This window comes from Joostella atrarenae (assembly GCF_021764745.1).
GTDB lineage: Bacteria > Bacteroidota > Bacteroidia > Flavobacteriales > Flavobacteriaceae > Galbibacter > Galbibacter atrarenae.
Genome location: NZ_JAETXX010000012.1, coordinates 51,060 through 71,629 on the forward strand (window position 1 = coordinate 51,060; position 20,570 = coordinate 71,629).

The 20,570-nt window shown below is 33.4% G+C and carries 18 protein-coding genes; 6 read left to right on the forward strand and 12 right to left on the reverse strand.

The genetic code is table 11. The annotated features are described in order from the left end of the window. Positions 1 to 23 precede the first annotated feature (23 nt). Both JM658_RS14860 and JM658_RS14865 read left to right on the forward strand, forming a co-directional pair. Positions 24 to 2,243, forward strand: coding sequence for a PAS domain-containing sensor histidine kinase (locus tag JM658_RS14860; protein ID WP_236960071.1), 2,220 nt, complete (start codon positions 24 to 26; stop codon positions 2,241 to 2,243). Beyond that, positions 2,230 to 2,646 carry a response regulator gene (locus JM658_RS14865; protein ID WP_236960072.1) on the forward strand — a complete coding sequence of 139 codons (417 nt, stop codon included), beginning with the start codon at positions 2,230 to 2,232 and terminating at the stop codon, positions 2,644 to 2,646. The genes JM658_RS14860 and JM658_RS14865 overlap by 14 nt, the downstream gene beginning before the upstream one ends. A gap of 97 nt (positions 2,647 to 2,743) precedes the next feature. Here the strand turns inward: JM658_RS14865 and JM658_RS14870 are convergent, their stop codons facing one another. After that, positions 2,744 to 4,414: a SulP family inorganic anion transporter gene (locus tag JM658_RS14870; RefSeq protein WP_236960073.1), complete on the reverse strand. Its 1,671-nt coding sequence runs from the start codon at positions 4,412 to 4,414 to the stop codon at positions 2,744 to 2,746. Positions 4,415 to 4,581: 167 nt separating this feature from the next. Here JM658_RS14870 and JM658_RS14875 point away from each other — a divergent pair, with 167 nt between their 5' ends. After that, complete coding sequence (locus JM658_RS14875; protein WP_236960074.1) at positions 4,582 to 6,321, forward strand: M14 family metallopeptidase; 1,740 nt, start codon at positions 4,582 to 4,584, stop codon at positions 6,319 to 6,321. Between the two features lie 67 nt (positions 6,322 to 6,388). Here the strand turns inward: JM658_RS14875 and JM658_RS14880 are convergent, their stop codons facing one another. Both JM658_RS14880 and JM658_RS14885 read right to left on the reverse strand, forming a co-directional pair. After that, positions 6,389 to 7,033, reverse strand: a complete 645-nt coding sequence (locus JM658_RS14880) for a hypothetical protein (protein WP_236960075.1) — start codon at positions 7,031 to 7,033, stop codon at positions 6,389 to 6,391. 164 nt (positions 7,034 to 7,197) lie between these two features. Next, entirely contained in the window at positions 7,198 to 7,779 is a 582-nt protein-coding gene (locus tag JM658_RS14885) for an NUDIX hydrolase (RefSeq protein ID WP_236960076.1), read from the reverse strand. 7 nt (positions 7,780 to 7,786) lie between these two features. Here JM658_RS14885 and pyrE point away from each other — a divergent pair, with 7 nt between their 5' ends. After that, on the forward strand, positions 7,787 to 8,428 hold the full coding sequence (gene pyrE / locus JM658_RS14890; protein ID WP_236960077.1) for an orotate phosphoribosyltransferase: 642 nt from the start codon (positions 7,787 to 7,789) through the stop codon (positions 8,426 to 8,428). A 7-nt stretch (positions 8,429 to 8,435) separates the two neighbouring features. Further along, a complete protein-coding gene (locus tag JM658_RS14895; RefSeq protein ID WP_236960078.1) occupies positions 8,436 to 8,831 on the forward strand; it encodes an SRPBCC family protein in 396 nt (131 codons plus the stop codon). A gap of 76 nt (positions 8,832 to 8,907) precedes the next feature. Here JM658_RS14895 and JM658_RS14900 read toward each other — a convergent pair whose 3' ends face one another. The 9 genes from JM658_RS14900 to porV all read right to left on the reverse strand — a co-directional run bounded on the left by JM658_RS14900 (position 8,908) and on the right by porV (position 18,558). Beyond that, a complete protein-coding gene (locus JM658_RS14900; RefSeq protein WP_236960081.1) occupies positions 8,908 to 10,377 on the reverse strand; it encodes a DUF389 domain-containing protein in 1,470 nt (489 codons plus the stop codon). Between the two features lie 8 nt (positions 10,378 to 10,385). Beyond that, entirely contained in the window at positions 10,386 to 11,459 is a 1,074-nt protein-coding gene (locus tag JM658_RS14905; protein WP_236960083.1) for a mannose-1-phosphate guanylyltransferase, read from the reverse strand. Between the two features lie 3 nt (positions 11,460 to 11,462). Then, complete coding sequence (locus JM658_RS14910; protein ID WP_236960085.1) at positions 11,463 to 12,062, reverse strand: SprT-like domain-containing protein; 600 nt, start codon at positions 12,060 to 12,062, stop codon at positions 11,463 to 11,465. 14 nt (positions 12,063 to 12,076) lie between these two features. Beyond that, on the reverse strand, positions 12,077 to 12,757 hold the full coding sequence (locus tag JM658_RS14915; protein WP_236960087.1) for an SDR family NAD(P)-dependent oxidoreductase: 681 nt from the start codon (positions 12,755 to 12,757) through the stop codon (positions 12,077 to 12,079). A 44-nt stretch (positions 12,758 to 12,801) separates the two neighbouring features. Next, the gene (locus JM658_RS14920; RefSeq protein ID WP_236960089.1) at positions 12,802 to 13,770 is read right to left on the reverse strand and encodes a M28 family metallopeptidase; all 969 of its coding nucleotides are present in this window, start codon (positions 13,768 to 13,770) and stop codon (positions 12,802 to 12,804) included. A 180-nt stretch (positions 13,771 to 13,950) separates the two neighbouring features. Beyond that, the gene (locus tag JM658_RS14925; protein ID WP_236960091.1) at positions 13,951 to 15,597 is read right to left on the reverse strand and encodes a pyruvate dehydrogenase complex dihydrolipoamide acetyltransferase; all 1,647 of its coding nucleotides are present in this window, start codon (positions 15,595 to 15,597) and stop codon (positions 13,951 to 13,953) included. Between the two features lie 5 nt (positions 15,598 to 15,602). Beyond that, positions 15,603 to 16,601 (reverse strand): pyruvate dehydrogenase (acetyl-transferring) E1 component subunit alpha, encoded by a 999-nt coding sequence (pdhA, locus tag JM658_RS14930; protein ID WP_236960093.1) that lies wholly within the window; start codon positions 16,599 to 16,601, stop codon positions 15,603 to 15,605. A 162-nt stretch (positions 16,602 to 16,763) separates the two neighbouring features. After that, positions 16,764 to 17,255, reverse strand: a complete 492-nt coding sequence (cdd, locus tag JM658_RS14935; protein WP_236960095.1) for a cytidine deaminase — start codon at positions 17,253 to 17,255, stop codon at positions 16,764 to 16,766. 136 nt (positions 17,256 to 17,391) lie between these two features. After that, on the reverse strand, positions 17,392 to 18,558 hold the full coding sequence (porV, locus tag JM658_RS14940) for a type IX secretion system outer membrane channel protein PorV (protein WP_236960097.1): 1,167 nt from the start codon (positions 18,556 to 18,558) through the stop codon (positions 17,392 to 17,394). Positions 18,559 to 18,903: 345 nt separating this feature from the next. On the opposite strand from porV, the gene gldJ reads away from it, so the two are divergent. Continuing rightward, positions 18,904 to 20,547 (forward strand): gliding motility lipoprotein GldJ, encoded by a 1,644-nt coding sequence (gldJ, locus tag JM658_RS14945; protein WP_236960099.1) that lies wholly within the window; start codon positions 18,904 to 18,906, stop codon positions 20,545 to 20,547. The last annotated feature ends 23 nt before the right edge of the window (positions 20,548 to 20,570 follow it).

Genomic DNA, 20,570 nt, shown 5'->3' on the forward strand with positions numbered 1-20,570 from the left:
AAATAACCCACCACTCGCTTTTTATGAACAACCTACTAATGGTTAAACTCTGTCCGTCCCCAATGGCTTTGTTTGACTACAACCTTTGCTTAATTTCTGCATCAGATGCTTGGTATACCTTTTTAGGAATCTCAACAGATCATTCTATAGATTCATTTCAGGAGCATATTCCAGCACATGCAACTTCCCTATCATCTGTTATCAGTAAATTCAATAAAAACTCATCTTATATTGAAGGTGAAGATTCTTTAATCACTGAAGATGGAAATAAAATATACTTTCAGTATAAAATCCAGCCTTTAGAAGATAATTTTATTCTTTATCTAGAAGATATTTCAGCTAAAATAGAGAATAGAAAAAATAAGGCTTTCTTAGAGCAATCTAGTAAAATTGCAAAAATCGGGACTTGGTCTTTTAATATTGAAGAAGATTACTTGGAGTGGTCTCCGATTACAAAAGATATTTTTGAGGTTTCTCCTGATTACCAACCACATTTAGAGACTATTTTTAACTTCTTTAAAGATGGCATTCACATAGAAAGTGCAATGGAAGCCATTAATAATGCAATTAGTTTTGGTACTTCTTTTAAAGTTGAGCTTCAAATAATCACTGCTAATGAAGAAGAGAAATGGATTATATTTTGTGGAGATGTAGAGACAGTGAACGGCAATTCTTCAAAGATTTATGGAACTGTTAAAGACATCAGTAGTAAAAAAAATACGGCTCTTCAATTAGCACTTAATGAAAAGCAAATAAAGAGTACTAAAAGAGCGCTTGCAGAAAACAAACAGGTTTTTAAAAGTATATTTAATTCTACATTTCAATTTACTGGCTTTCTAAATTTAAAAGGAAGGCTTTTAGATATAAATGAACCTGCTTTAAACTTTGGAGGCTTAGAAACAGAAGATGTTATAAACAAATATTTTTGGGACACCTATTGGTGGCAAAGCTCTATAAAGGAGCAAAAAAAGCTTAGAAAAGGCATAAAGAAAGCTTCCAGAGGAGAATTTATAAGATATGAAGCTAAAGTTTTAGATAAAGACAAAAAAACAACCTATGTAGATTTTTCTTTAAAACCCGTTTTTGATGAAAAAGAAAGGGTCACTTTTATTATTGCTGAAGGAAGAGTTATTCAGGAAATGGTAGAAGCCAGAAAGAAATTAAAGGAAAGTGAAAAGCTCCATAAAACACTATTGGAATTATCTCCAACAGGGCTTGTTCTTAACGACGCTATTTCTGGGGAGTTTTTAGACATGAATAATTCTTTTAAGAATAGCATGGGATATAACTCTCAAGAGCTTTTAAAAATGACTCATCAAGATGTTATTCCAAAAAGTGAAAAAAATAAAGAATTGCGAGCCCTAAAACACGTCTTAGAAGAGGGATCTTATGGACCATATGAAGGGAAGTACCTTAATAAAAACTCAGAACTAATCCCTTCTCTAATTACGAGAATTCTGATTACAAACTCTAATGATCAGAAGTTAATCTGGTCTGTAGTTCAAGACATAAGGCATATAAAAGAAAAAGAAGAAGAGCTACTAGAAGTGATTAATGTAGCAAGTGAGCAAAACAATAGGCTGTTAAATTTCGCTCATATTGTATCTCACAACTTACGTTCCCACGCTTCAAATTTTTCCATGTTAATTGAACTTTTAGGAGTAGAAGAAGATGTTTTTAAGAAGATAGAAATCATCGAAATGCTTAATTCTGCTTCTAGTAATATGCTAGAAACCATCTCTAATCTGAATGAAATTATTGCGATTAATACAAACCTAAACATCAAAACGGAACGTGTTAATCTTAGAGATGAAGTTGAAGAGGCATTTACCAATATTAGCGAACTTATAAAAGGAACATTTACAGAAGTAGAAAATAATATTCCTGAAGATGTGAATATAAATATCGTAAAAGCTTACTTAGAAAGTATTTTATTGAATATCTTCACTAATGCAATTAAGTATAAAGCACCAAAAAGATACCCTAAAATTGTAATTAATTGCAAACGCGTAAAAGGTTTTACAATTTTAAGCGTTGAAGATAATGGTGTTGGGATAGATTTAGAGAAACACGGACATAAACTATTTGGAATGTACAAAACTTTTCATGGAAATAGTGATGCTCGTGGGATTGGACTTTTTATCACCAAAAACCAAATCGACGCTATGAAAGGGAAAATTGAAGTGGAAAGCGAAATTGACAAGGGAACTAAATTTAATATATACTTCAATGAAAACTATTAATGCAATTTGTTTAATCGATGATGATCCGATTACGATTTTCAGCGTTAAAAAACTCATCGAAGTAACTAAAATTACTAAGAATGTAATTTCTTTTAACAACGGAATAGAGGCTTTAAAGCATTATAATAACCCCGAGAATGTTCTCTTTCCGGAGCTCATTCTATTAGACTTAAACATGCCAATTATTGATGGTTGGGAATTTATTGATGCTTTTAGCAAACTTGATATCAGTAAAAAAACATGTATTTATATCCTTACCTCTTCTATAAATCCAGAAGACATCGAAAAGGTAAAAACCTATGATCAAAAATATCCATTTACCATAAAACACCTAATAAAACCAGTTACAAAAGAGAAACTTAAATCTCTAGCTAGCTCATTTTTATTAGAATCAGAATTATAAATCGATTTTGATGCAATAAAAAACCTCGGAGGCAAGCTCCGAGGTTTTCTATTTTTTTGTCCGAAGTACCCCTCGAAATATAAGACACTAATTATAGCTAATCTTTAATAAGCTTGTACTCTGACAACGACTTAGGAAATTCCTCAGGATTAGCTGCCAGATGATATCTAGGATCGTCTATTGCATCTACAATCACCTCTCTAAACTTAGGCGAAGATTTATACAATAAAGCTTTACAATCTTCACTTAAGTGTTTTAGTTTAATTGTTTTTCCTGCAGCTTCATATTTTTCAACGATATTGTAAATTGCTTCTATCGCAGAATGATCACTCACTCTAGATTCTACAAAATCAATCTCTACATTTTCAGGATCTGCTTTTATATCAAACTTTTCATTAAAAGCTGTAATAGAACCAAAGAATAGAGGTCCCCATATTTCATATATTTTTGTTCCATCAGCTTTAAAACGCTTTCTCGCTCTAATTTTCTTAGCATTCTCCCATGCAAAAACTAAAGCTGAAATTATAACTCCAACAAATACAGCTATAGCCAAGTCATAAAAAACGGTAACAGCAGAAACTATAACTAAAACAATAGCATCGGATTTAGGAATTTTTCTAATAATTCTAAAGCTAGACCATGCAAATGTTTCAATAACCATCATAATCATCACTCCTACCAAAGCTGCAATTGGCACCTGCTCAATAAGCTTATCTGTAAACAAAATAAAGGTTAATAATGTTAATGCCATCATCACACCAGAAAGTCGTCCACGTCCTCCTGCATTAATATTAATTACAGTTTGACCTATCATTCCACAACCTCCAGTTCCTCCAAAAAGCCCACTCAACATATTACCAGCTCCCTGAGCAATACATTCACGGTTTCCATTTCCTCGAGTTTCTGTTAATTCATCTACCAAATTCATCGTCATAAGCGACTCAATTAATCCAACGCAAGCAGCTAGAAATGCATATGGTAATATAAAACTAAGCGTATCTAAATTAAAAGGTAAATTCTCCCACAACTCCATATTTGGCGTAGGCAACTCTCCTTTTAGTCCTGTTCCCCCACCTTCAATTATATAAGATCCAACGGTACTTACTTCCATTCCGCTAAACACAACAATAGCAGTAGTTACTAAAATTGCTGTTAGCGATGCTGGAATCTTTTTAGTAAGCTTAGGCAATGCCCAAATAACTCCCATAGTCAATAACACAAGCCCTATCATAGTGTAAAGTTCAGTTCCTTCCATCGGAACATTAATATATTTTTTAACACCTTCTGCAGTAACCTCAAGCTTTTTATGAGTAAACATTTTTACTTGCGCTATAAAAATAACGATCGCTAAACCGTTTACAAACCCCATCATTACAGGGTGTGGGATTAGCCTTACGAATCTTCCTAATTTAAAAACTCCAGCTACTATCTGAAAAACTCCCATCATCACAACGGCAGCAAGCAAATAATAATACCCCATATTTTCAACAGGAACATCAAACATCATCCCTTTTGTATGTCCCTCAGAAATCATCGTTACAAAAATAACAGCTACCGCTCCTGCAGCACCAGAAATTAATCCTGGTCGACCACCAAAAATTGCTGTTATCAATCCTATAATAAATGCTCCAGAAAGTGCCACTAAAGGATCTATTTGTGCAACGAAAGCAAAAGCAACAACCTCTGGAATCATTGCTAATGAAACAGTTATCCCAGCTAAAACATCATCTTTTGCATTTGGAACTATCTTCCTAATAAATTCGGTCATAATAATATATCTTCTTAGTAGGGTTTAAATCTAAGTCACAAACCTACATATGAGGCAGTTAACTTTTAGAGGGTGCAAAACTACTCCATTTTTTTAGTTAGACAAATAGATTGCTCTACTATATTGTTATATTTTTGTTGCTCCTTAAATTATAAAAATTACTCCCAATGAAAAAGGCACTTATTATTCTAACAATAATAATTTCTACTGCATATCTTCATGCCCAAAACAATGATTTTACTACAGAATTTGAAAGGTCAAAAGGGGAAGTTACTGCCACTTATGACGAAACTATTTCTTTTTATAATGAGTTAGCCAAAACTTACCCTTCAATAAAAATTATAGAGGAAGGAATAACGGATAGCGGTAAGAATTTACATCTTATTCTTTTAAACCCTTCTGGGGATTTCAACTTAAAAGAAGTCAGAAAAGACAAAAGGATTTTATTTATAAATAATGGAATTCATCCTGGGGAACCAGATGGAATTGATGCCACTATGATGCTATATCGAGATATAGCTCAAGGAAAAATTGAGATTCCAAAACATACCATACTAGCCACTATTCCTATTTACAATATTGGTGGTTCTTTGAATAGAAATAGTACTTCTAGAACAAATCAAAACGGACCTGTATCTTATGGTTTCAGAGGAAACGCTAGAAATTATGACCTCAACAGAGATTTTATAAAGAATGACACTAAAAATGCACAATCTTTTGCTGAAATCTTTCATTACCTGCAACCAGATGTTTTTATAGATAATCATGTAAGTAATGGAGCTGATTATCAATATATCCTGACCCATCTTTTCACGCAACATAATAAGCTTGGCGGAGAAGCTGGCACATATTTACATAATAAGCTAATGCCAGAAATGATTTCTTCTTTAAAAGACAAAGAATATGATATTACTCCTTATGTAAATGTTTTCAATGAAGTTCCTGAAAAGGGATTTTCGCAATTTTATGATGCGCCAAGATATTCCACAGGGTACACTACTTTATGGAACACATTAGGAATGATGGTTGAAACACATATGCTTAAAGATTATAAAAAAAGAGTGTATGGAACGTATGAGTTAATGAAAAGCATGATTTCTATTATCGAAAAAGACTATAAAGAGATAAAAGAAGTTCGCGAGGCTACAGCCAAATCTTTTTTATCAGCAGAGAATTATGTTGTAAACTGGGAGGTTAACAAAGACAAACATTCTACATTAAACTTTAAAGGTTTTGAAGGGGAGCATATTGTAAGTGAAGTTACAGGATTAGAGCGTTTAAAATACAATCGAAACAAACCATTTACTAAAGAAGTCACCTACTACGATCACTTTAAGGCTTCAGAAAGCATTAAAATTCCTGAAGCATATTTGGTACCCAAAGCATGGACTAAAGTGGTAAATTTATTAAAGCTGAATAATGTAAAATTAGAAGAGATTGAGGAAACAAAAAAATGGAATCTTGAAGTATATCATATTGCTGATTTTTCTACCGTTGGAAGTCCATATGAAGGTCATTATTTACACAAAAACACCTCTGTGAATGCTAGCAATGAAGCTATAACTATTAATCGTAAAGATTTCTATTTGGTTAAAACCAGACAAACTTCTATTCGATATATTATAGAAACACTCGAACCAGCTGCAATAGATTCTTTTTTTAATTGGAATTTCTTCGATACTATTCTTCAGCAAAAAGAAGGCTTTTCTCCTTATGTATGGGAAGATAAAGCTTTGGAATTCTTAAATAGCAACCCAAGTATTAAAGCTGAGTTTGAAGCTAAAAAATCTAATGATTCTGAGTTTAGTAAAAATTGGTATGCGCAATTAGACTGGATTCATAAAAAATCTCCAAACTACGAAAAAGCACATTTAAGATACCCTGTGTATAGAGTTGTTGAGTTTTAAGTTTGGGGAGTAAATATCTAATATAAATGGTTATGACAAGAATATACTTTCAATTATAGTGCTTAACTCATTCACTTAAATCTTTAAACACCACCCTTTTTAATTGTTCATCAATATCATAGAAAGATAATACTCCCTTTTCTTTATCAATTACTTTTAGTTCATCAATTAAGCTTCCTATTGTCAAAACATTAGACTTAAGCACTTCATCATACTCAAATCTTAAAGAGTTTAAATCATCACTAACAATTGAAGATTTGTAGTGAATTAATTTATTTCTAGCTTTGATTAAATTAGAAAAATTTTCAAAGTAAGTAGTGCCTTTATTTAAAGTTTTATCATATGTAAGCTTCAGAACAACTTCCCATTTACTTTTCAGATTTAACCTATCTAAATTATCTCTATAATATCTTTGTCCAAGACAACTACATCCTATCTCATTAATTAATGCCTCATAAAAAGTATTTAACATGACAATTCCTTGAATAGACTTCTTCTGAATATTACTAATCAAAGAAAAAATCTCCTCACCCTTAAAATCAACACTTTCACTGGTAAAAGGATTCTTTATTGTTTTAGAAATGGTCATTAAACTATTATATCTCTTTCTACTTTTCTCTATATTTAAAAAGTTATCAATTACAGCTTCAAGAAATAGTTCTATATTCCCTATTCTAGTTTCTCCACTAAAGTCATTATAAATTTTTGACATAATATTTCTTAAAATTTGTTTTTAATCAATAACAAAGCTAATTTATAAAAATATCATGCCCTTAACATTGATACATGTCATAACCTACTCATTTACCAAGCACTTTCAAGCTCTAAATAACAGTCCTAGGAATAGCATAATAAAAGTATTACTTATTAACTTTTTTAAAACAAGGTTTTTATATTCTCATAGGAGTTTTCCATAAGTTCAGAAAGATCTTTCTCTGGACGCCATTCTGCTAGTTCTATATTTTCTTTACACTGAGGAACGAGTTCCCCCTTGTATTTACTATACATTAAAAACCAATGTGTTTCTTTGAGTTTGTAAACCCCATTCCTTTTAAAAATATGGTATGTTTTTTTTAGAAAAGAATCTATTTTTAGTTTTTTAACTCCCGTCTCCTCTTCTACTTCTCGAACAGCAGCATCTTCAATAGTTTCTCCTTTATCTACTTTACCTTTTGGCAAATCCCATTTCCCATTCCTAAAAATAAATAGAATATCGTCTTTCTTATTCTTAACTAGTCCACCTGCAGCTACTACTAATGGTATTTTTTTTAAAAATTTTTTCAATAACACCTTTTCGTCTTCATAGTAAATATGAGCGCATTTTATCTTCCCCTTGTTTAACTGACTAATGACATCTTCGATATCTACAGTTTCCATTAGGAATAATTTAAAATCCGTTTCTTTTTCGATTCGGTTAGTTAAAATAATACGATGTTCATTTACAAAAACTTCATACATTTGCATCATGGTTTTAGATAAAGATACCGCTAAAAAGACAGCAGAACTTTTATTGCAAATTAATGCAATAAAGTTGAATCCAAAAAATCCTTTTACATGGGCTTCTGGTTGGAAGTCTCCGATTTATTGTGATAACAGAATTGTATTATCCTTTCCTCCTATTAGAAATTACGTTCGGGAGCATATGGCAAAGCAACTTGAAGAACTCTATGGTAAGCCAGATGTAATTGCTGGGGTTGCTACTGGAGCTATCGGAATAGGAATGCTTGTTGCAGAAGTGCTTAGTCTTCCTTTTGTTTATGTTAGGCCTGAGCCTAAAAAACATGGTCGAGGAAACCAAATTGAAGGTTTCCTAGACAAAGGACAGAGCGTAGTGGTTATAGAAGATCTAATTAGCACAGGAAAGAGTAGTTTAAACGCTGTTAAAGCTCTAAAAGAAGAAGGTGCCGTAGTAAAAGGAATGATCGCTATATTTTCTTATGGCTTTGATATCGCCGAAGAAAATTTTAAAGAAAGTAATGTTTCTTTACACACATTGAGTAATTATGAATATTTATTGCAACAAGCAGTAGACACAAATTACATCAATGAGAAAGAATTAAAGACGCTTCAGGATTGGAGAACAGACCCTGGAAATTGGAACAAATAACAATATCATGAAGTTAGAAACAGAAAAAAAATCCGTAAACAAATCTGCTGAAGAATTATATAATTTTTTAGGAGACGTAAAAAACTTTGAAAAATTAATGCCAGAAAGCATTAGTAAATTTGAAGTTTTAGAAGACGATAAGTTTCTTTTTGCTTTAAAAGGAATGCCAGAAATCGTTTTAAAAATGAAAGAAAAGCAACCACATAACAAAATAGTATTGGGAGCAGCAAGCGAAAAATTACCGTTTACACTTACTGCAGATATTGATAGTGTTGGAGAAGATAAAAGTGAAGCTAAATTAACTTTTGAAGGTGAATTTAACGCAATGATGGGAATGATGATAAAAGGCCCTATCACAAACTTCATCAATACACTAACAGATAATATGGGGAAAGTAGCATAATTACCTTCTTTATAACGCATAAAAAGAGGCTATCTATATATTATTTTAGATAGCCTCTTTTTTATTTTCAGGGTAATTAATCTAAATGCTTTACCTCTACTTTTTCATTTTTCATTCTTGCTCGAAGCCACTTTGTTAACTTTTCTGACTCTTCCTTCGTTTTATTAGAAGATAATTTCTTATCCCATCTTACAATAAAAATAGGAACAGTGTCTATCTTTTCAAAGTCTGTTTTTATTTCATTTCCAAAACCAAACTCACTAATATCACTATAGTTAATTTTAACTTCCTTACTAATATCTTCAAAAGGCACTTCGTTATAAGCAAACCTACTTAAACGATGAATCTCCTTTTCTAAAACTTGTATTTTCTCTTCCTTAGTTGCTATTTCTTGTTTCTTAGCCTCATATAGCTCGTTAACATATTGAAATTTATCATCAGAATCGCTTTTCTCACCACCCATCACAACTAACTCAGTTCCTCTAAGTTTAGAATACGATTGCATTTGCATCTTCCAAGTTTCTTCAATATTCTCAGGAATAGCTTCATCCCCCATAAAAACTAATTCTATTTTCGGATTCACCCCTTTATTATATTCAACAGTAGAATATTTATCTAGTAAAAATCCGCCACCAGCAAACTTGTATGTTTTCACCTCTTCAGCAATAAATTTATTTGCCTGATTTTTAAAATTTGACTCTTGAAGTACATCATAAAATGTTTTCCCTGCAGGAATCATCACTAAAATAGCAAATACAGAAGCTATTTGTGCAATACGTTTTCTCTTCTTAGAGTTTACATATTTCACCATTGGGAACTTCAGTATTTTCAATACTAAAAATGTTGCTAAAGCGATAAAAATGGTATTTATAAGGAATAAGTACATGGCCCCTAAAGCATAGTCCATATTTCCTTTTGCCAACCCAAAACCTACTGTACACAAAGGAGGCATTAAAGCTGTAGCAATAGCAACCCCAAAAATAACACTCGCTATTGTCCCCTTTTTAGCTCTCGCTATAACTAAGGCAGTTCCACCAAAAAAGGCTATTAATACATCTCGAATATCTGGTGCTGTTCTAGCCAAAAGTTCAGAAGATTCATCACGCAAAGGGAATATTTTAAAGAACAGAAAAGCGGTTAGAATACTTAATACCACCATTACTGCAAAGTTTTTTAACGACCTTCTTAACGTATCAATATCGTTGATTGCCAAAGACATTCCTATCCCAAGAATAGGACCCATTAATGGCGATATTAACATGGCTCCGATTACAACAGCTGTAGAGTTTGCATTTAACCCTATCGATGCTATAAAAATTGAGCAAATTAAAATCCAAGAAGTGTGCCCTTTAAAAGGAATATCGTTAATGATACTCTCTTTAGTAGCTTCTTGATCTGTATTACTTCTGATATCTAGTAACTCTGAAAAAAATTGTTTTAAACTCCCCATAAACCCAGAGAAGTCTTTCTTCATTTTTTCCTCACTAGAATTATCAGTTGGCGTAATATTATCTTGCCCTAAACCGTTTTTTTTATTTTCTTCCATCTTTTAAACTATATATTACCAAACTTGGTATTCATTTTTTTAAGAAGCTCTTTTATCTCTTGCTCTTTCTTCTTCGGATAAATTAGTAGTTTATCTTTCTCATCAATTACAATATAATTTTTAAGACCTCCAATCACTACTTTTTTATCTTTTGAAGTATGAACTATATTTCCCTTACTGTTTTCTAAAAGCACTTTTCCTTTTACAACAGCGTTTTTATTTTCATCTTTAGGAAGTTCATCATAAAGCGCTCCCCATGTCCCTAAATCATTCCAGTCAAATGATGCTGGCAACACAAAAATATTTTTTGATGGCTCCATAATAGCATAATCTATCGATATATTTTCCATTTCAGGATATGCTACATCTATGAATTGCTTTTCATTAGCGGTATTAAAGTCAGAAAAACCACTTAAAAACTGATTTAACATCTCTGATTGATACCTTTCAAAAGCTTTAATAACACTATTTACATTCCAAATAAAAATTCCTGCATTCCACAAAAAATTTCCCTTTTTTATAAAAGATTTTGCTGTCTTATAATCTGGTTTCTCACAAAACTGAACTACTTCTTTTATCGCGACATCTGCATCTTTTTTATGGTGTATATAACCATAACCTGTATTCGGAAAAGTTGGTTTAATACCTAAGGTAATAAGGACATCCTTATCTTTACAAGTATCAAAACAAAGTACTACATCTTTTATAAAGCTTGCTTCATCTTCAATCCAATGATCACTTGGTGCTACTATTAATGATGCATTAGGATTCTTCTTTTTAATTTTTAGTGATGCATATAAAATGCAAGGTGCTGTATTCCTCATTGCAGGTTCTAAAACAATCTGCTCTTCATTTACATTTGGCAGTTGCTCCATCACTAAATCACCATACTCTTCATTCGTTAAAATAAAGATATTTTCTGTAGGTATAATTTTATTTAACCTATTAAAAGTCTTTTGAATGAGCGTTTCTCCCGTCCCCAGAATATCATGAAATTGCTTAGGCAGTTCGACTGTACTAACAGGCCAAAAGCGAGAGCCAATACCCCCTGCCATCAATATCGCATAGTTATTTTTATTCATCAATCAATCATTTATTAACTCAACCTCTGCATTTGGTTGAAAAAGATACACTCTTCCTGTATTGGCTTCAATACACTCATACCTTTTTACTCTTTTATTTCCTTTCTTAAATACCTTCCCATTATGAATCCTAAAAACGCTTCCTATTGGGAGTTCAAATATATAATTTTTATCGTTTTGAGGATCAAATTCTTTTAGTGCCACAGAAAGATATGCATCGGTATCACTACTAGCTTTCGGGTTTTTAAAATGCCTTGCTAAAACAGGCAATAACGAACTAGGAAACACCTCTGGACGAATAAATGGAAGCATTAATTGCTGAAAAGTATGTTTCCATTCTACTCCGTGAGGTTTTATAGATCTACCATATTTTGTGAAAGCAATTAAATGTGCTATTTCATGCACCAATGTGATAAGGAATCTATATTTATTTAAATTCGCATTCACTGTTATTTGATGGCTTCCATCTGGCATCCTCCTATAATCCCCATGCCTTGTTACCCGCTCATTTACTATCTTTAAATGAACATAATTTAGCTTAATCATTTCAAGACAAGGTGCTACAGCATTTTCTGGTATATATTTCGAAAGAACCTCTCGCATTTCTAGAATTATCTTTAAGGAGTACTATTACTAACTTGTAATAATTTACCGTTATAAAACTTATGTCCATTTAAAGAGAACTCTGCAATATAATCTGCCATTTCCTCTGGAGTTGTAGGAGCTTTAAACCCAGGAAAGGCCTCCTCCAACATTTCCGTCTGAACAGCTCCTAAAGCCAACACATTAAATGAAGGTCCGCTTTCTTTATATTCTTCCGCTAACAACTCCGTTAAAGTTATAACAGCCCCTTTAGAGGAACTATAAGCTGATAATCCGGGGAACTTCATACTTCCTTGAACTCCACCCATACTACTCACAGTAACCACATGACCATTTTCTGACATAAAAGGAATTACAAGTTGTGTTAACCCAACAACACCAAAAACATTTACATCGTAAACATCTCTAAAGTCTTGCATTGTTATCTTACTAAAAGGCTTATTAACTATACTTCCAGCATTATTAATAAGCACATCAACCTTTTGCCACTCCTTTTCTATAAATCTCCTAACTTCCGTTAAGCTATTTTCATTACAAATATCACAATCAAAAGCAGTTACATTATCTAATTCTAATTTGTTTACTGGTCCGCAGTTACGAGAAAGTGCTAAAACTTGATGTCCCTGTTTTGCCAAAAGCTGCACCAATTCATATCCAATTCCTCTACTTGTTCCAGTAACTATTATGTGCTTCATCTCTCTTCTTATTAATATTTTTAAATAAAATAAAACTATTAGTTCTAGTTCATTTTAACTTCTTTGGTTGGAGCATTCGCCAACTTTTCTAAAACAGGAGTCATTGTATTTACCACTTCTGCAATATGATCAAAATCCATTTCACTAGCCTCATCTTTTACATGATGATAATATGGATAGTTTTCAAAGTCGAAAGTACAAATAGTTTGCGCTGGCACTTTAAATTCATTGTAAAAAGGGTAATTATCAGATCTCTTAAAAAGGTTATATTCTCCTGCTTTTGGTAAAAAACCAACTACATTCTCTCCAGCATATCCATTCATAATTTCGGCCATATTACTTTCTTTATAACCTGTAAGATATGTTAACTCCTCTCTTTCCATAGGTACTCCTATCATCTCAAAATTCAACATTGTATAGAGATTAAAATTTTGAGCCTTTAATTTTGCAGCCAGATGCTTTGATCCCAAAAGCCCTTTCTCCTCACCAGAAAATAACACAAAAAGCAAACTTCTCTTATTTGTTTTATGAGTTCCAAAATATTTAGCGAACTCTATAACAGCACTTGTTCCAGAAGCATTATCATTAGCTCCATTTGCAATAATGTCATCTCCATCTGCTTTTCCATTACCTATATGATCATAATGTGCCCCAATAACTACAAATTCATCTTTCAATGCAGCATCATTTCCTTCAACCATCCCAACAATATTATAGGTTGGCTCATCGTAATTTGTTAATGTATCATGGTAGCTTTCAAAATAAGGTTTAACCCCGTTATTCTTAAAAATCGTTTCTATATATGCAGCCGCAGTATTAATCCCTTCTGTTCCAGCTTCTCTACCATTTAATTTATCTGAAGCTAAAAAAGTTAAATTCTTCTCTACGGAGGAAGCACTTGTAATATTTTTTACTGCTGAATTCACTACTGTTGAAGTAGATTCGGAAACTGGGGCTGTAGTAGATTTACAAGAAAGAGCTAATACAGATAAGGCTAAAATATATTTTTTCATATGATTAATTTTCAAAAGTGAATGAAGCTCATAAGGAGAGTTTCACATGTTGGATAGATAAAAATTGATTAAACGATTACTAATAAACACCTCTAAGGATCGCTCGGAAGTAGTTTGTTTTAAATATACCAAAAATCCCGCATATAGCGGGATTTTGATACAATATAACAATAGATTTTCCTACGCTAACATAGTCACAGGATTCTCTAAAAATGCTTTTAATGTTTGTAAAAACTGAGCTCCAGTTGCACCATCAACAGTTCTGTGATCACAAGCTAAAGTCAACTTCATTGTATTCCCTACAACGATCTCACCATTCTTAACAACTGGCTTCTGTGTAATTGCTCCCACAGATAAAATTGCTGAGTTTGGTTGGTTTATGATAGAAGTAAAAGATTCTATCCCATAATTACCAAGATTAGAAACTGTAAAAGTACTACCCTCCATTTCTTTAGGCGTAATTTTCTTACTTCTAGCTTTACCAGCTAAATCTCTTACCTGAGCACCAATTTGGGTCATACTCATTTGGTCTGTAAATTTCAATACAGGAACTAAAAGACCTTCATCGATAGCCACTGCAACCCCTACATGAACATGGTGGTTGTATACAGTAGCATCATCTTTCCATGAAGTATTTACTTGAGGATGCTTTTTCAATGCCATCGCACAAGCTTTTACAATCATATCATTATAAGATATTTTAGTATCTGGCAATGCGTTTATATGACCTCTAGAAGCAATTGCATTATCCATATCTATCTCTACATTTAAATAATAATGTGGAGCTGAGAATTTAGATTCTGATAATCTTCTAGCAATAGTTTTACGCATTTGAGAATTCTTCTTCTCTTCGCTACTCTCTTCACCGGCAGCTACAAATGGCATTGCTGTATTTTGAGGAGCGTCTTGAGCAGGAGCTGCCGCTGAAGTTTTAGCTTCTGCTGGCTGCTGCTTATAATTCTCTATATCTTTCTTAACAATTCTACCATTCTCTCCTGATCCAGTTACGTTAGCTAATTCGATCCCCTTATCCTCAGCCATTTTCTTAGCCAATGGAGATGCAAAAATTCTTCCGTCTGTAGCAGTTTTATTGGTAGTTTCTTTCTTTTCTTCTGGTTTTGCTGTTTCCTTTTCAGTAGCTTTCTCTTCAGAAGCTTCTTTTTTAGCAGGAGCAGCCCCACCACCTTTAGAGGCAGCTAATACAGCATCAACATCCGTTCCTTCAGGACCGATAATTGCTAATATATCATCAACAGGAGCAGAAGAACCTTCTTCAAGTCCTATGTAAAGTAATTTCCCACTGTAGAAAGATTCGAATTCCATTGTCGCCTTATCTGTTTCGATTTCAGCTAAAATTTCACCTTCTTCTACATCATCACCTACACTTTTAAGCCAAGAAGCAACAGTACCTTCTTCCATAGTATCACTAAGGCGTGGCATTGTTACTACCTCAACTCCTTCTGGAATCTCAGCAGCTTCAGTCTCACCTTCTTCTACTTTCTCTTCTTTTTTAGGCGCCTCTTTAGCGTCCTCTTTTTTAGAATCAGCAGAAGCACTAGCTCCATCTATAAGTCCAGAAATATCTTCGCCTTCTTCTCCAATAATCGCTAATAGCGAATCTACTGGGGCTCCATCGCCTTCTTCTATCCCAATATAAAGTAAAGTCCCTTCTTGAAAAGACTCAAACTCCATTGTTGCTTTATCAGTTTCGATTTCAGCTAAAATATCGCCTTCTTCTATTTTGTCTCCTACTTTCTTTAACCACTTTGCAACGACTCCTTCTTCCATGGTGTCGCTCAAACGCGGCATGTTAATGATTTCTGCCATTATCTTTAAAGTTTATGCTGTAAAAATGGGTAATCTTCTTGATCGTAAACTACGTCGTACATAACATTCTTGTCAGGGAAATCTGACTCCTCAGCGAATTTCTCACATTCCTTAACTAAATCTTTAACTCGTTTATCGATTTTACTAATATCGTCCTCTTTCGCGTATTTCTTATCTAAAATAATACTTTTCACCTGAGAAATAGGATCTATTTTTTTGTACTCTTCTACTTCATCTTTTGTTCTGTAGTGTTGAGCATCAGACATAGAGTGACCTCTATATCTATATGTTTTCATTTCTAAGAAAGTTGGACCTCCACCAGAACGAGCTCTTTCTACTGCTTCACTTACAGCTTCTGCTACTTTAACTGGATTCATTCCGTCTACAGGACCACAAGGCATATCAAAACCAAGTCCTAACTTCCAAATTTCTTGTTCTTTAGATGTTCTTGCTACTGAAGTTCCCATTGCATATCCGTTATTCTCACAGATAAAAACTACAGGTAAGTTCCATAACATTGCAAGGTTAAAAGTTTCGTGTAAAGATCCTTGACGAACTGCTCCATCTCCCATATAACACAAAGTAACACCATCTCTTTTGAAGAATTTATCTGCAAATGCAAGTCCAGCTCCTAGAGGAATCTGACCTCCAACAATACCGTGACCTCCATAAAAATTATGCTCTTTTGAAAAGATATGCATAGAACCTCCTAAACCTTGAGACGTTCCTGTTGCTTTACCATATAGTTCTGCCATTACTTTTCTAGGATCTACTCCCATTCCGATTGGCTGAACGTGATTACGGTATGCAGTAATCAGTTTATCCTTTTTAGGATCTATTGCATGTAAAGTACCTGCTAAAACAGCTTCCTGTCCGTTATAAAGGTGAAGAAAACCTCTTACCTTTTGCTGGATATAAACAGCTGCCAGCTTATCTTCAAACTTTCTCCAAAATAGCATGTCTTCATACCATTTCAAGTAAACTTCTTTTGTAACTTTTTTCATCTATATTTTTCTTTTTGCCAAAAAATTCGAATGTCCACACTTAACAAGTTTAACACAAATACAAACCTGACTACTAAGTAATGTTTTTTTCTAACGAAATACAAAAGTAGCGTTTTAAGTAAAAGTGTAAAAATGAAAAAGTGCTTTTATATAAGATTTTTGTTAAATATTATTCAAAGTAGCTTTTCCAAAGGTAAGAGGCAACAAATCCTTTACAGAATCTGCCTTTACAACTTTCCCTGTTTCTCCCATAAAATAGATTTCTATAGGACGTTGCAAATTCTCTTCATATTCAAACATAGACTGCCTACAAGCGCCACAAGGTGGGATAGGAGTAATAACATTAAATATGTCTGAAGAAGCAGAAATCGCCATCATTTTAATGGGTTCTTTTGGATATAAAGCTCCAGCCTGATAAATTGCCACACGCTCTGCGCATAATCCTGAAGGGTAAACAGCATTTTCTTGATTATTCCCAACAACAATTTCTTCATTTTCCAACTGAAGTGCTGCTCCCACTCTAAATTTTGAATAAGGGGCATATGCATTTTTTCTAGCACCAATAGCTTTCATCATCAATTCTTTTACTTCCAACGGAAGCTCTTCAATAGTATCATAAACCGAAAGCGTGGTGGTTATTTCAATTTTCTTCATATAATATTCTACACATTTAGTAATGTATATGCAAAATACAATAATTATATGAATATCTAATGAGCATTAAATCCTTCAGAAGAAACAATAGAAGACAGCTCTAAAACAATTACTAAAAGCAAATAAACCCGTAAACTTAATTTACATATTCATCTCCCAAATTAAAAGTTAGCGAGAATCGCAAAGTATTTTCTAATGGATTCTTAACTTTAGATGTAGAGAATAAATATGAGAAATCTATGTTGGTTGATTTAAAACTAAATCCTGCTCCAAGAGTAAAAAACTTACGAGAACCTTTTTCTTCACTTTCATGGAAATAACCTGTTCGCAGTGCAAAAGAGTCATTATATACATACTCCGCTCCCAAAGCCCAAGTTATCTCTTTAAGCTCTTCACTTAATCCATCTGGTGCATCAGCAAAAGAAGTAAACATTCCTGTAAAAAAACTTTCTGTATAAAAATCATCTTGAGTATCAATAACACCATCTCCATTAGAATCACTAGGAGTAGGAACTAATAGTTTATTAAACTCTGCATTTAAGGAAAGTTTGTTCAAGGCATCAAAAATAAAATCAAATCCTCCTCCAACTTTAAGGTTTGTTGGCAGCGGACTTTCTCTTCCTTCTTCGTCATACTTAATTTTAGGTCCAATATTAGAAATATTAAATCCAGCTTTCCATACACCATTAAAATTATTATAAACAAGCTCTTTAGAAGTATAAAAACCTGCCACATCTACGGCAAAAGAACTTGCAGCAGAAGCATCTATACTCTCACTAGGGATTTTTAAATCTGACCTTAAATACCTTCCTGCGACGGCCATTGAGAAAGTTTCGCTTAATTTCAATGAATAAGAAGCATCAATAGCCAATTCATTAGGGCGTTCTATTATAGGTGCTAAACCTTGAAGCGCTTCATTCTCTGTAATTGTTTCTATATCTCCTAAACTAAAATAACGAATACTTGTTGCCCAAGCACTTCTTTCATTAATCCGACTATAAAAAGTTGCATTTATCAAAGCTATATCATTAACTAACTGACTTAAATATGGCGTGTAGCTGATTCCAACTCCATATTGTCTACTAGCAAAAGCATATTTAGCGGGATTCCATTGTTGAGAAAATACATCTGTAGAAGTAGTAGCCCCAAGTTCTCCCATTCCTCCTCCTCGCGCATCCGAAGCTATTGATAGAAAAGGGACAGCAGTAGTTATTACTCTATAATCTTCTGGTGCCGACTGCGCCACCAATGAGCCTGAAAAAAGCAGAAATAAAAAAATAGTAGGGTAAGAAAATAATTTCATTATTAGCTTGGGTTGATTTATAAACAAATATAATTTATTATTATAATTCGACAACATCTGTAAACTCTAATTGTGACAATACAGCATTAACGAATCGTTAACAAATATAGTATATAGAAGAGTTGATTTTTAATAAAAAAATAGAAAATGGTTTAAATGAAATGATTTTTTTCGCTAAGATTCGCAAAAATCCAAAGCCATAAATAATAAAATTGGCATTTAAGCGTTTTACAACAGCGCAGTAGACTTTGACAACATTATACGCACAATTTCTATGAAAAAAATTGAATTAAAATACTTAATTACTATATTGCACACTTATTTAAGACAACTCAAATCTTAACTATGAAGAAGTATCTTTTTAACCCATATGTATTATGCTTGGTTGCGTTTGCGAGTTTTACTAGCTGTAACAACTCTTCTAAAAACACTTCCAGAGCTACAGGTTGGGAAATCAACTCTAAAGAAGGTGGTTTCCAATACAATACAAATTTCAAGGAGCAAGAAACGGCTCCTGGCCTTGTATTTCTAGAAGGTGGTACCTTTACTAGAGGTAAGGTACAAGATGATGTAATGCACGACTGGAACAACACACCTACACAACAACACGTTCAGTCTTTTTACATGGATGAAACAGAGGTTACAAACAAGATGTACATGGAGTACCTTGATTACCTCAAAAGTGTATATCCTCCAGACGATCCAGCTTATGCCAACATATACAAAGGCGCTCTTCCAGACACATTGGTTTGGAGAAATAGACTGGGTTACAACGAAGTAATGACCAATAACTACCTAAGACATCCTGCATACGCAGAATATCCTGTTGTTGGTGTTAACTGGGTTCAAGCTGTTCAATTTTCTGAATGGAGAACAGACCGTGTTAATGAATTACTTTTAGAACGTGAAGGGTATCTAGCCAAAAACAGCAAATACTCTGCTGTAAATGGAGAAAGCGATGGGACTTTTAGTACAGAGACCTATTTAAATAGTCCTGAAAATGTTTATGGCGGTCAAATAGATTCTTTACAAGGGAAGGTAAAAAGAGATTCTACTAATGTTTTTGCTAAAAGATCGAGCGGTGTTATTATGCCATCTTATAGATTACCTACAGAAACAGAATGGGAATATGCTGCTGCTGCTCTTGTTGGAACTAGAGAATACAACAACTATAGAGGTAGAAAAAAATATCCTTGGGAAGGTGAATACACTAGATCTGGGAAAAGAAAAAACCGTGGAGATCAACTTGCTAACTTTAAGCAAGGAAAAGGAGATTACGGTGGTATTGCAGGTTGGTCTGATGATAGCGCAGATATTACAGCTCAAGTAAAATCTTATGCTCCAAACGATTGGGGATTATATGATATGGCTGGAAATGTTGCAGAATGGGTTGCCGATGTATATAGACCGATTGTAGATGATGAAGCAAACGATTTTAACTACTACCGAGGAAATGTATACATGAAGACTTCTATTGGAGAAGACGGAAAAGTACAGATTGTTGGTAGAGACGGAATTAAATACGACACTCTAAGTAACGGTAGAATTGTTGCGCGTGATCTTCCTGGAGAAATCGCTATGGTTCCTATCGATAATAACGACACTTACCTAAGAACAAACTTTGACACTAGTGATAACAGAAATTATCGTGATGGTGATAAAGGTTCTACAAGATATTACGATATGTTCAGTGATGAAGATAGTGAGGATGATTCTAAGAGAATGTATAACGCTCCTAAAAATAAAATCGTTAGAGATTCTTTAGGAAACATTATGAAACAAATAGATGACTCTAATACAAGAACTACTCTTATTAACGACGAAGTTAGAGTTTACAAAGGAGGTTCTTGGAAAGATAGAGCTTATTGGTTAGATCCCGCACAAAGAAGATATTTACCGCAATATATGGCTACAGATTACATCGGTTTCCGTTGCGCAATGTCTAGAGTTGGTTCTAAAGCAAAAGAAAAAAAGACACCAAGACACTAAAAAAGTCTACACAATATTTTAAT